This window comes from Tunturiibacter empetritectus, assembly GCF_013410875.1.
Lineage (GTDB): Bacteria > Acidobacteriota > Terriglobia > Terriglobales > Acidobacteriaceae > Edaphobacter > Edaphobacter empetritectus.
Genome location: NZ_JACCCU010000003.1, coordinates 186,915 through 199,744 on the forward strand (window position 1 = coordinate 186,915; position 12,830 = coordinate 199,744).

General features: G+C 60.0%; 9 protein-coding genes. 6 read left to right on the forward strand and 3 right to left on the reverse strand.

Features of this window, described 5'->3' with window-relative positions:
• The first annotated feature begins 27 nt into the window (after positions 1-27).
• Both HDF08_RS18570 and HDF08_RS18575 read left to right on the forward strand, forming a co-directional pair.
• Positions 28-1,698 carry a multicopper oxidase family protein gene (locus tag HDF08_RS18570; protein ID WP_257031272.1) on the forward strand — a complete coding sequence of 557 codons (1,671 nt, stop codon included), beginning with the start codon at positions 28-30 and terminating at the stop codon, positions 1,696-1,698.
• 665 nt (positions 1,699-2,363) lie between these two features.
• Complete coding sequence (locus HDF08_RS18575; protein ID WP_179640176.1) at positions 2,364-3,239, forward strand: aldo/keto reductase; 876 nt, start codon at positions 2,364-2,366, stop codon at positions 3,237-3,239.
• 223 nt (positions 3,240-3,462) lie between these two features.
• Here the strand turns inward: HDF08_RS18575 and HDF08_RS18580 are convergent, their stop codons facing one another.
• On the reverse strand, positions 3,463-4,272 hold the full coding sequence (locus HDF08_RS18580) for a hypothetical protein (protein WP_179640177.1): 810 nt from the start codon (positions 4,270-4,272) through the stop codon (positions 3,463-3,465).
• Between the two features lie 201 nt (positions 4,273-4,473).
• On the opposite strand from HDF08_RS18580, the gene HDF08_RS18585 reads away from it, so the two are divergent.
• From HDF08_RS18585 to HDF08_RS18595, 3 genes are all read left to right on the forward strand, one after another.
• Positions 4,474-5,811, forward strand: a complete 1,338-nt coding sequence (locus tag HDF08_RS18585; protein WP_179640178.1) for a TCR/Tet family MFS transporter — start codon at positions 4,474-4,476, stop codon at positions 5,809-5,811.
• Positions 5,812-5,947: 136 nt separating this feature from the next.
• Positions 5,948-6,391 (forward strand): nuclear transport factor 2 family protein, encoded by a 444-nt coding sequence (locus HDF08_RS18590; RefSeq protein WP_179640179.1) that lies wholly within the window; start codon positions 5,948-5,950, stop codon positions 6,389-6,391.
• Positions 6,392-6,876: 485 nt separating this feature from the next.
• Positions 6,877-8,616, forward strand: coding sequence for a L,D-transpeptidase family protein (locus HDF08_RS18595; RefSeq protein ID WP_179640180.1), 1,740 nt, complete (start codon positions 6,877-6,879; stop codon positions 8,614-8,616).
• A gap of 31 nt (positions 8,617-8,647) precedes the next feature.
• Here the strand turns inward: HDF08_RS18595 and HDF08_RS18600 are convergent, their stop codons facing one another.
• The gene (locus HDF08_RS18600; protein ID WP_218884861.1) at positions 8,648-9,166 is read right to left on the reverse strand and encodes a L,D-transpeptidase family protein; all 519 of its coding nucleotides are present in this window, start codon (positions 9,164-9,166) and stop codon (positions 8,648-8,650) included.
• A gap of 200 nt (positions 9,167-9,366) precedes the next feature.
• Positions 9,367-10,770, reverse strand: coding sequence for a DUF2252 domain-containing protein (locus HDF08_RS18605; RefSeq protein WP_179640181.1), 1,404 nt, complete (start codon positions 10,768-10,770; stop codon positions 9,367-9,369).
• Between the two features lie 135 nt (positions 10,771-10,905).
• Here HDF08_RS18605 and HDF08_RS18610 point away from each other — a divergent pair, with 135 nt between their 5' ends.
• Entirely contained in the window at positions 10,906-12,741 is a 1,836-nt protein-coding gene (locus tag HDF08_RS18610; RefSeq protein WP_179640182.1) for an AI-2E family transporter, read from the forward strand.
• The last annotated feature ends 89 nt before the right edge of the window (positions 12,742-12,830 follow it).

Genomic DNA, 12,830 nt, shown 5'->3' on the forward strand with positions numbered 1-12,830 from the left:
CACCATCACGCTCGTACGGAGATAAGTTTGTCCCCCACCCGCCGCACCATACTCCAGCAGCTCTCTGCGCTGGGAACCCTCGCCTCCCCACCAATCGCTTTCGCCAGTCGCCTCCTGCAGAATCACGTCGTGTCCGCCGATTCAGGCATGTCCATGGCTGGCATGGCTCCCACCCAGCAATCTGACAAGCCTGCAATCAACGGCTTCTCCCTCACTCCCTTCGTCGACGAACTCCCCCTTCCCGAACGCGCCAGGCCCATCTCCTCACTCCACCCGCACAAGCTCCGCATCACCATGCGCGAGATCCACGCCAAGGCCCACCGTGACATCCCCCCCACCCGCATGTGGAGTTACGGAGACACCGCCCTCGCCCCTCTCATCGATGTCCGCGCCCACCGGCCGCTTCAGGTTGAATGGGTCAACCAGCTTCCCAAGCAGCACTTCCTTCCCATCGATCACTCCCTCCACGGCTGCGGCCATGACGTCCCCGACGTTCGCGCCTGCGTCCATCTCCACGGTGGTCGCACCCCCTCCAAAGACGATGGCTTCCCGGAAGACTGGTTCGTTCCCGGCACCTCCCGCACCTGTACCTATCCTCTCCAGCAGGACGCCGCCGCTCTCTGGTATCACGACCACGCCATGGGACTCAACCGGCTCAACACCTACGCCGGTCTCTTCGGCATGATGCTCTTACGCGACGACGCAGAGGACGCGCTCAACCTGCCCTCCGGCAAATACGAGATTCCGCTTCAAATCTACGACCGCCAGTTCACCACCGACGGCCAGCTCTACTATCCCGACTCCGGCGACCCCGAACATCCCTGGGTTCCCGAGTTTGGCGGAAGCTGCATCCTCCTCAACGGCAAGATGCGGCCCTATCTCGAAGTCGAACCGCGCCTCTACCGCTTCCGCCTCCTCAACACCGCCAACAGCAGCTTCTTCAATCTATCCCTCACCAGTCGGCAGCCGTTTCATCAGATCGGCAGCGACCAGGGCCTGCTCCCAGCACCCGTCAAGATGTCCAACCTTCTCATCGCCCCGGCCGAACGAGCCGACCTCTTGATCGACTTCTCCCAGGCCGCCGGTCAACACATCCACCTCATCAACGGTGCCGTCCAAATCCTCGAATTTCGCGTCGCCCCAAAATCCAGCCAAACCACCTCAGCATCTCAATCTTCACGAATCCCAAACGGAATCGCCACAGCAGCTTCCATTCCATCCACACTTCGCTCCATCGACCCAATCCCCGAGTCCGCCGCCACCACTACACGCACCATCACCCTCAACGAGTATCTCGACAAGATCGGTAACTCCATGCTCATGCTGCTAAACAACAAGCATTGGCATGAGCCCGTCACCGAAACTCCACGCCTCAACTCCACTGAGATATGGGAGTTCGTAAACCTCACCGAAGACACCCACCCCATGCACCTGCACCTGGTGCGCTTCCAGGTCCTCGATCGTCGCGCATTTGATGTCTTCAAATATCGCAACAATCTGGGAACCCGTTACCTCGCAGCAGCCGTCCCGCCCGACCCGAACGAAACAGGCTGGAAGGACACCGTCCATTGTCCGGCCGGCGCGATCACCCGCATCATCGTGCACTTCGACGGCTACCCCGGCAAATACCTCTACCACTGCCACATCCTCGAGCACGAAGCCAACGACATGATGCGCCCCTTCGAAGTCATCGCCTAGTCGCAGTTGCCGTGAACTCGGCCTCTTGCTGTTGCAGTTGCATCTGCTTTTCTTGTTTGTCATTCCCAAAGGGAATCTGCGTTTGCAGTTTGCCTTTTTTGTTGCCATTCCCGAAGGGAATCTGCTTTTCCCTTCCTCGAAGTAACAACCCACCTGCTTTAGCTTCGAGTAGACCCGGAGCAAAAGGGTATGGATATCGAATCATTTCAAGATTCGTGTCCCGCCGAACAAGCCACCCACGTGAAGCAATGCACGGCACCGAGCTTCTAAAAAAATGTCTAAAAACTTTTCTGAATTTTCCTCAGCAAATTCGCATGTCAACCCCCAAAACTGCAAATCCCCCCGCCAGACAAGGGAATTCGCGTGGCGTATCAGTTAGGCTCGATCCGCTATTCTTTAAAAAGACAAACAAAACAGATTTGCATGTCAGTTTCCCCTCGATCAGCCGCCTTACAGGACCTAACTCCTTTGCTTGCACGTATCTGCACGCAAGTGTTTTAGAATGAAGTTTTTACGGGGAATGCTTCGCCGCAACCCTCACATTGTAAAAGACTTGCGCGCGGGCAATAGGGGGGGTATCCCCTACCCACCACCGGCAAAACTCGCCTCCAGCCATTCTCCTTAGTGCCCGTTTTGGAGTACCGTATCCCCAAGGAGATCGCGCCATGCTAAGGAGAGACTTCCTTCGCCGCTCGACCCGCACCGTAGGTGCCGCCCTTCTCGCCTGCTCCTCAATCGCTCGCGCCGCACTGCTCGAACCGGATCCACTCCCGCAAAAATTCCAGGCCCAGGACGAAGTCACCCTCGGCCACACCGGCATCCGCACCAGCCGCCTCGCCATGGGAACCGGCACTATCGGCTTCGGCGGCTCCTCCAACCAGACCCGCCTCGGCACCTCGCCTCTCACCAGACTCCTCCTCGACGGCTACAACAATAACGGTCTCCGCTTCTTCGACTCCGCCGACTCCTACGGCAGCCATCCCTACGTCGCCGAGGCTCTCAAGCAGATCCCCCGCGACAAAGTCACCGTCCTCACCAAGACCGACACGCGTGACGCCGCCGGAGTCCGCGCCGACCTCGACCGCTATCGCAAAGAGCTGGGAGTCGACTACATCGACATCGTCCTCATCCACTGCGTCACCGAGGCCGACTGGACCACACGCTATCGCGGTGTCATGGACGTCCTCTCCGAGGCCAAACAAAAAGGCATCATCCGCGCGCACGGAGTCTCCTGCCACAGCCTCTCCGCCTTGAAAGCAGCGGCAGCCTCGCCCTGGGTCGAAGTCGATCTCGTCCGCCTCAACCCCATCGGCTCCCATATGGACGCTGACCCAGCGACCGTAATCAGCGTCATCAAGCAGATGCGCGCGCAAGGGAAGGGAATCGTCGGCATGAAGATCCTCGGCCAGGGCGATCTTCGCGACAAGCCGGCCGAAGCCATTCGCTACGCCCTCGGCACCGGCGTACTCGACGCCTTCACCATCGGCGCCGAATCCCAACGAGAGCAGAACAACCTCATCCAGCGCGTAGCCGCAGCTTAGCTGTCTGGGACCTGACTAACTTAAATTTCCTTCAACTCACCAAAAAATGTTGCGCGGGGTTTCGTGGTTTTGTAAGGGGTTTTTGCGGAAATCGGGGATTTTGGTGTGGTGAATTGATGGTGAGAGCGTGGTGAGTTGTGGTGATAAACGTGGTGGCGAGCCGCGCTAAATTCTTCGACTCAAAACACGCCACGGACGGCAGATTTATTTTGGGGTTACCCGGCTACCGTTCCAGCATCTCCACCGCCTGCGCCACCGTTATATCCTGCGGGACCTGTCGAAACTCACTGTGCACCACCCGCTCATTCCTGCCAATCTCTTTGAAGAGCATCGCCTTGCCTTCGATCGCCGTGTTCACCGTCGCGTCCTTCCAATCGCCACCTGGCTCCATCTCATGCGTCGTGCTGAAGCTGCTGCCAGCATGCACCGTTCCCAGCAAACCAAACCCGAGGCTGACATCCGCAGGCATCTTGCCATCAATCCCGTGCAACTGCATCGTCCGTCGATCTATCAAGACAGTGCCCAGCATTGCATGCAACACGCGCTCCTCAAGCGACTGCGTCTTGTAAGCAGGATCCGGTCGAAATGCAATATGCAGATCGCTCCCTTCCACGTGAGGATCCTCAAAGAGAAAAGCCTTTCGCAGCAACGCCAGCATCTGCTCCGCGTGCTCTTCGTCACTCTTCATGGCCTGCTCTCGCCGCCGAAAGACCTCGGGATGCGCAACAATCTCGGCAAGCTTGTTCTTCTCGGCAGCCATCCGATCCGCACTCAACGGCTTGCCATCTTCGGTCAGCAGAAGTCTCACCTTACCCAGTGCAGTCTCTATCACGCGCTCCCGCCACAGATGGCCGCCCGTACGATCAGACCGTTCCTCACAGAGATAGATATACCGGTTGCGATGCTCCGCCGGATCGTTCTCATGGTGCAGCATGGTGTCGACGATCTGCTTCGCGGCGCTCGAGCTCTGCGCATGCAAGCTCCCTGCTGCCAGTAGACAAATCGACACTGTGGCTCCTACAACAAACCGCATCGACCTTGGATCCTCATCTCGTCAGCAAAAAATTACCAGCCCACCAAGCCCCAGTAAAGCACGCCAGCAACACTACTCGTATAAATTCCTGCCAACTGCCCGTACAGACGCGATCGCAACGCTGTAGGACTCGCCCTCGAGATTGCCCGCCGAAATATCCAATAACCCGTCACAAAACTCACGTAGACTGCCATCAATCGCATGGCCGAATCTCCCGAAAAACCGCTGCCACCCATCACCACGCCCGATACCCTGATCACCGAGCCTGAACTCGTCGCCCCTGACTTGACCGGCAACGCCGCGCTCCCGTCCGCACCACCCGCGGGACGCCGCGCCGCCGCCACCTTTATCTTCTTCACCGTCACCCTCGACATGCTCGCCCTCGGCATGATCGCCCCTGTCCTGCCTCGTCTCATCGAAGGCTTCCTCCACGGCGACACCTCCAGCGCCGCAAAGATGCTTGGCCTCTTCGGCACCGTCTTTGCCGCCATGCAGTTCTTCTTCTCGCCCATTCTCGGCTCGCTCTCCGACCGCTTCGGCCGCCGTCCCGTCGTCCTGCTCTCTAACTTCGGCCTCGGCTTCGATTACCTCCTCATGGCCTGGGCTCCCGCACTCAGCTGGCTCTTTGTAGGCCGCGTCATCTCCGGGCTCACGGCCTCCAGCATCCCCACTGCCATGGCTTACATGGCCGACGTCACCCCACGCGAGCGTCGCGCCGCAGCCTTCGGCATGTTGAACGCCGCGTTCGGCATCGGCTTCGTCCTTGGTCCGGCCATGGGCGGACTTCTCGGCAACATCAACCCGCGCCTGCCGTTCTGGGTCGCAGGCGGCCTCAGCCTCATCAACGGACTCTACGGCCTCTTCGTGCTCCCCGAGTCGCTCTCGCTCGCCAACCGCAGCCCCTTCTCCTGGGCGCGCGCCAACCCCGTCGGTTCGCTCAAGCTGCTCAACCGCGGTGGCATGCTCGCCATCTCGGGAGTCCTTCTCCTCGGCTACTTCGCCCAGCAGGTCCTCATGAACGTCTATGTTATCTACGACGACTACCGCTACCACTGGACCAATCGCACCGTCGGTCTCTCGCTCGCCACCGTAGGCGTCTTCACCGTCATCTACGGTGCACTCCTCATCAAACCCGTCATCGCCAAAGTAGGCGAGCGCGGCGCCATGACCATCGGCCTCATCGGCGGAGCCATCGGCTACTCCATGATCGGCTCCTCCAAAACCGGCCTCCTCTTATGGTTCGGCATCCCCGTCCTCAACCTGATGTCCTTCACCTGGCCCTCCGCCCAAAGCCTTCTCTCCCGCAAGACCAGCCCCTCCGAACAAGGCCAGCTTCAAGGCGCCATCAACAGCCTGCGCGGCATCGCAGGACTCATCGGTCCGGGCTTCTTCACCTACATCTTCAGCAAATCCATCGGAGCCAACGCGATCATCAGCAGCCCCGGCACCCCCTTCTACGTCGCCGCCGCCATGCTCCTCATCGGTCTGATCCTCGCCCAATACGCCACCCGCAAGACTCAACCCGCGGTTCCCTCCTGAGTCCGGCCACAAGAGGCTGGCGAGCTTCTTCCCAGCGCCCTGCACTCGCGGCTGAAGACTCCGCGCGGATTTTGCTTGATACGCTGCCGGCGCCTGCCGCACCATACAGCTATCCCTTTACCTGGAGAAAAAATAGATGAAGCATTCCAGCCTCTTCTCTCTTCTCGTCTGCCTGTTCGCCCTCCCCGTCTTCGCGCAGAGCGACGCTGCCGAACAACAGGTTCGAACTGCCGAAGCCGCGCAGGTCAAGGCCGTCCTGGCCGAGGACGCTCCAACGCTCGATAAGCTCTGGTCGCCGCAGATGATCGTCAACGCTCCCGACAACGTGGTGCGCAGCAAGCCCGAAGTCTTCCAAGCCATGCACGCCGGCATGCTCAAATACTCCGCTTACGAGCAGTCCATCGAAAGGGTCTCCGTCTCTCAGGACACTGTCGCCATCATGGGGCAAGAGATGGTCAAGCCCTTGACCGGCCCGAACACCGGCAAGATTGTTCAGCGCCGCTTCCTCGATATCTGGCAGCGTTCCGGCACGAGCTGGCGGCAGATCGCCCGGCAGGCAACCATCATCTCAATCAAATAGCCAGACAAGGAGAGCGCTGGCGCAAGACTGTGAGGAAATACGCCACTGATGGTTCCGGACGTATCCCCGCCTCCGGCAGGTCCCAGCCTCCAGGCGGCGGGAGCGAACCCGATCCACGGCGCTCTCCCGTGAGCCGGCACACCCTTCTACGTCGCCGCCGCGGCGATGCTCCTCATCGGCCTGATCCTCGCTCAATACGCCACTCGATCTGCCAAGCCCGCGATTCAACCCTGAGAGCCAATCGCTGACGCGCCCGAAAGATCGTGCACCTCGACAAGCAGAAGATTGCGGTGTGGCGACGCAAGTCGCGACGAAGAGGGAAGCGATCATGCGGAACTCCGACGGGATTAAATGCTGTGAAACGAGAAGCAGCTTAAGCAAAAAAGTGTGGCGGCGGGTGTCTTGCTATGATGAGCCTGCATTAGCGCCGAATGCCCGTTAACTCGTTCTTAACATAAGCGAATTGTTGTTTCGAGGAGTATCTTGTGCATCCTTCACGCCGGCTTGAGATCGCCCTTCTTGTTCTTGTTTCACCTCTGCCGATTGGAGGACAGATCTCCGCTCAGAAGACAACGAGCTCCCCAGCCACAGCCACGGGAGAAGCCCGTTCGGCGGCAAAGCAGGACAGCGCCTCTGCCCGGTTAAGTGCGATCGCTGCCTCCGGTCATCTCGAAGATCTTCGCTGGCCCGACTTCTCGGACTATCGCTCGCATGTCATCAACTTTTACCGCCCCGGATATCAGCCTGCGTGGATCCACGACGGCCAACCCACCACTCAGGCTCTCGAACTGATCCAGATCTTGCAGGATGCCGATCGAGAGGGCCTGCAGGCTGATGACTACGACGCCTCGCGGTGGGCTGATCGCGTGGCCTTGTTGAAGAGTCCGCACGAGGCTGCTGATGAAGCGCGCTTCGACGCCGCCCTCACCGTCTGCGGGATGCGTTACGTCTCCGACCTGCATATCGGAAGGGTTAACCCGCAAAATCTGGGTTTCGAGTTCGACGTCTCCAGCAAGAAACTCGACCTGCCGCACTTCGTCCGCGAGCGGCTGGTCAACGGGTCCGATCTACATGCCGAGCTGGCCCAGATCGAACCACCATTCCCAAGCTACAAGCGACTCCGCGCTGCTTTGCTGCATTACATGGAGCTTGAGAAGAGCGGTGACGGAGAGAAGGTGCTTGACGTCGGAGGAGTGTCTCCGGGCGGCCAGTATGCGGGCATAGCAGGACTGGGAAACCGATTACGGCTGTTGGGCGATCTACCGGATAGCGTTAGCATCCCGCCCGACTCGAAGGTCTATGAAGGCCCCCTGGTCGATGCGGTCAAACACTTTCAGGAGCGCCTGGGCCGACAGGCAACCGGGGAACTCGACTACAAGACAGTGGTCGAGTTGAACGTCCCGCTCAGCGACCGGATTGAGCAGATGCGCCTGGGATTGGAGAGATATCGCTGGTTGCCCTACCAGTTCAAACAGCCTCCTATCGTCATCAACGTTCCGGAGTTCCGTCTCTACGGGTTCGACGGTAAAAATGAAGTGGGCCTCACGATGAGGGTGAATGTGGGCGAGGACTATGACCACCAGACACCCATGTTCGAAAACAACATCCAGTACCTCGTCTTTCGTCCTTACTGGACCCCTACGCCAAACATCCTGCGCAAGGAGATCATTCCCGACCTTGAGAAAAATCCATCCCTGAGCGATCAGAATCTGGAGCTGGTCAGCGCAAGCGGGAAGGTGATTAAGTCGGGAGACGTCACTCCTGCACTGTTGCAGCAGGTGCGAGCAGGGAAGCTGACGGTGAGGCAGCCACCTGGGCCCGAGAACGGGATGGGTCTGGTCAAATTCATATTTCCCAACCAGCACGATGTCTATATCCACGACACCCCTGCGAGCCTCGATATGTTCTCCGAGGCAACCGAAGGGGAAGAGGGAGAGCTAAAGCGGGTGGCCAGCCATGGATGCATCCACGTGCAGGATCCCGCCAAGTTTGCAGCGTGGCTTCTCCGGAACAATCCCAGTTGGAATCTCGAAAAGGTTGAGAAGGCCATGCATGACGGCCGGGATAACTTCCAGGTGAATCTTGTGCCGGCGATTCCCGTGTTGATCTTTTACATGACGGTCGTCGTAGGAGAGAACGGTGATGTTCACTTCTTTCACGACATCTACGATCATGACAGAACGCTGAAGCTGGAGTTGGCCCAGGGCTACCCCTATCCCAAATGAGCGGAAGCGCTGCGGTCGCAGATGATTACAGCTAAGGCTTGATCTCGATCGGCGTGCCATCAGCCACCACTCGCCAGATCTCGTCGATCTCCGCATTGGTCACCGCGATGCAGCCCTCGGTCCAGTCGCCCAGGTGGTGGGCCGGCCCTTTGAAGTCGTTCGGAAGCCCATGGATGTACAGTTCGCCGCCGGTTGGAACACCATACCTCTTCGCGCGCGCCACATCGTCCGCGTTTGGGTAAGAGATGTGAATGGACCGGTGATACTGGCTATGTGCGTTATGCCGGTCGAGCACATAGTTGCCTTCAGGTGTCCTGCGATCGCCTTCCATGATCTTCGGACCGACCGGATTGCCCCCCAACGAAAGCGTATACGTCTTCAGCACTTCGCTGCCCTTCATCAAAAGCAGCTTTCTCTCACTCTTCAAGACAAGCACTTTGTCGGCTATGGCGGAGGCTGGTAACGGAGCATCGTTCGCTGAGATAGCCCGCAATGGAAGGACTGGCAGGGCAAAAAGAGCGAGAACGCCGAGCTTTGTGATCTTCGACAACAACATCGACCGCACTCCGTCACAGGCAAAGGATTACACAGGGTCGCCGCGGCTCTGGTTAAACCCAGCGGCTAACCGTTGCGAAGATAACTCTACTGCCAGTTGGCTTATAAAAGATTATCTGACTCGAGGCCAATCACACGTGGGTGGGATATACCGTGATTGATCCTCTCCCTGGATAGGGAGGTCTCCTATCGCCATCACTTCTTCAACGACTTCACCAGCTGCTTCCAGTCCAGCTCCGTCTGATCCGCATAGGCCTCCGCAAACGCTCCGACCGCCTCATCGAACCGCGGTGAAGTCCCTACATAACCGGCCACCATTGCGCTATCTCCTGCCCGCGCATGTCCCCGCGCCAGAATCTCGCCGCACACCCCCGCATACTCCAGCAATCCAGCAGCCTTCAGATCTCCCAGCTGAATCGAGGCCTTGTGATCGTTCAACTGCCTCACCAGGTAATCTCTGCTGTCCATCGTCGTCCATCCCAGAAACGGATCGGACTGCAGCTGCATCGCTCGCTCCCCATTCACTACTCGCTGGCCCTCGTGCTGCTTTCCTCTTCGCCCCTTCAAGGCACCCGCAACGTAAGGCGCATACCCGGAAGCAACCTCCTCTTTGATCTGCAGAAACAGAGGGTCCTTCGTGCCATTTCCCTCCATCAACACCACGTAGTCCCGCAGACCCACTGACCCAGTCCCCACCACCTTGAACGCGACATCCATCGGCCGGTACTGCGCCAGAAAGTGTCTCCGCTCCGGCTGCAGGCTCTCCGCATACATCGTCAGTGACCCCACCACCTGCTCCGCCAGCGCTCCGGTAACCCGTTTCAGGTTTGGCGGAATCGTCCGAAACACCCTCGGCGCCCGACCCAAACTCTTAGCCGCATTCTTAGCCGAGCTCTTAGCGGCACCCTTCGCCGTCTTGCTCCCCTTCTTCTTCGCCACCGAAGCTCGTCCTTCTACCTCCGTCAGCGTCAACAGGGTATGCATGGGCGTAGCTCGCTCCGCCATCATCAGGATCCCCGCCACCGGCGTCACACTTCCCAGCCGATGCACCTGGTACTTCGCGACCTCCAGCACCGGCATTCGTGCAAACGACTGCATCATCGTCCGGTATCGCTCCAGAAATACCGCTGCCGCCTCCCGGCAACGTACATCCTTGGCCCCGGACCCACGTCCCGCCAGCACCAAGCTCGTCGCCATCCGCTTCACGTCCCACTCGAACGGCGCGACGATCGTCTCGTCAAAATCATTAATATCGAAGACCAGCCGCCCATCCGGCCCTGCAAACGCCCCCAGGTTCCTCACATGCGCATCGCCGCATAGCTGATTGCAGATCCCCGTGCTCCCCACCAACGACAGGTCATACGCCATCACCGGCACCGCTCCGCGAAAGTACCCGAACGGCGACGCCGCCATCAACTCGTTCTTCAGCGTCACCAGCGCCGGCACCCGCCCCCGCGTCGAGATCTCCAGCAGCTTCAGCGGACTCTCCCGCCTCTGCTTCGCTGTCCACGCCTTATGATGCTGGCGCTTCAACTGCTTCCGCCGTTCGTGCCCGAAGGCATAGCGTTCCCGCGCGCTTACCGGCTGCGTCTCCTTCATCCATCCACCTCCATCTGCAACCAAGAGTCTAGTCTACCCACGCGGCAAATAAACTCCGCGAGCCTGCATGTTGATGTATTCTTGCCCGCATAAGCGCAGAGCATTCATCAGGTCTTACGAGGTCTCACAACTCCCATGTCCCGCGCCGGCACCACCGAGATCCCCAGGGTAGAGCCCCTCCTCGTCCTTGCCGTCATCGTGCTCATCCTCTACTTCGCGCGCGAGCTCCTCATCCCGCTCACCTTCGCGCTCACCCTGTCCTTCCTGCTCGCCCCCGCCGTCAGCCGCCTCGAAACACGCCGCGTCCCCCGCGTCCTCGCCGTCGCCCTCATCGGCATCCTCGCCTTCCTCAGCATCTTCAGCGTCGGTTACGTAGTCGCCAAGCAGCTTCTCAACGTAGCCCGCACCCTTCCGGCCTACCGCCTCAACATCCACCAGAAGATGGCCACTGTCCACTCGCCAGCCGAACAGTCCCTTGAAAAAGCCTTCACTGCCGTCGAAGACATCAGCGGCGACATCGCCCCCTCCTCGCCCACGTCCGTCTCGCAGACCCCCGTGCAGGTCCAGCCCGTCCGCGTCATCGATCCCGACCGCACCCAGCTCCAGACCACCGCCGAGCTGCTCATGCGCTTCCTCCGGCCCATCGGAACCGTCGGCGTCGTCATCGTCTTCACCATCTACCTCCTGATGAAGCGCGAGGACCTGCGCCACCGCATCCTCCTGCTCGCCGGCATGGGACGCATCAACCTCATGACCCAGGCCCTGCAGGAGGCCGCCACCCGCATCAGCCAATATCTCCTCTTCCAACTCGCCGTCAACGCAGCCTACGGCATCCTCTTCGGCGGTGGTCTCTATCTCATCGGCGTACCCGACGCTACGCTTTGGGGAGTTCTCGCCGGCATCCTCCGCATCGTCCCCTACGTCGGCACCGCCACCAGCCTCGCGCTGCCTCTCATCGTCTCGGTCGCCATCTCCACCACCTGGTGGCCGCCCATCCTCATCCTCTGTCTCTTCCTCGCGCTCGAGCTCACCGCCACCAACTTCGTCGAACCCTGGCTCTACAGCACCCGCACCGGCATCTCCTCGCTCGCACTCCTTGCCATGGCCATCTTCTGGGCGCTGCTCTGGGGATGGCCCGGCCTCATCCTCTCTACCCCGCTCACCGTCTGCATCGTCGTCATGGGCCGACACGTACCGCAGCTCTCCTTCCTCCATACCCTCCTCGGCACCGACGCCGAGCTCTCCACCGAAGCCCACTTCTACGAGCGCCTCCTCGCCATGGACCAGCGCGAAGCTCAGGCCATCGCCAACCGCTTCCTCGTCGGCAAGCCCCTCATCGAGCTCTACGACTCCGTCCTCATCCCCGCCCTTGCCCTCGTCGAGCAGGACCGCCATCAGGGCAACCTCGACGACAAGCGCTCCGACTTCTTCTTCCTCACCATCGGCGAGATCGTCGCCGAACTAGCCGACTACCACCAGAAGGAACCCGCCGACGCCCCCAACCCCGTCAAACCCCGCCGCTCCTCCCGCCCCAACGACCAGGAGAAAGAGTTCGCCGTCATCTGCATCTCCGTCAACGACCAGGCCGACGAGCTCACCACCCTCATGCTCGGCCAGCTCATGGAGCGAGCCAACCATCAGACCCTCCTCCTCTCCGCCTCCGCCGTCTCCAGCGAGATCCTCGACTCCCTCGCCACCGAATCCAACACCGTCGTCTTTATCTCCGCCCTACCACCCTTCGCCTTCTCCCAGGCCCGAGCCATCTGCCAGCGCGTCCGTACCCACCTGCCCAACAACCGCATCGTCGTCGGTCTCTGGAACTCCGCCAGCGACCAGGACCAGACCGCCGAGCAGTCCATCGAACGCTTCGGCAGCGGCAGACCCACCGTGGTCGTCAACTCCCTCGCCCAGGCCCTCCAGCAAGTCACACATTGGCACCAACAGCACGACAGTCAATACATGCGCTTCTAAGCCGAATTATTCAATCCCCACGAATCCAAACTCGCGTGATAGAAAACTCTTCGACGCCACAAGATCAGGATCAACGAGCGTTCTCCTCC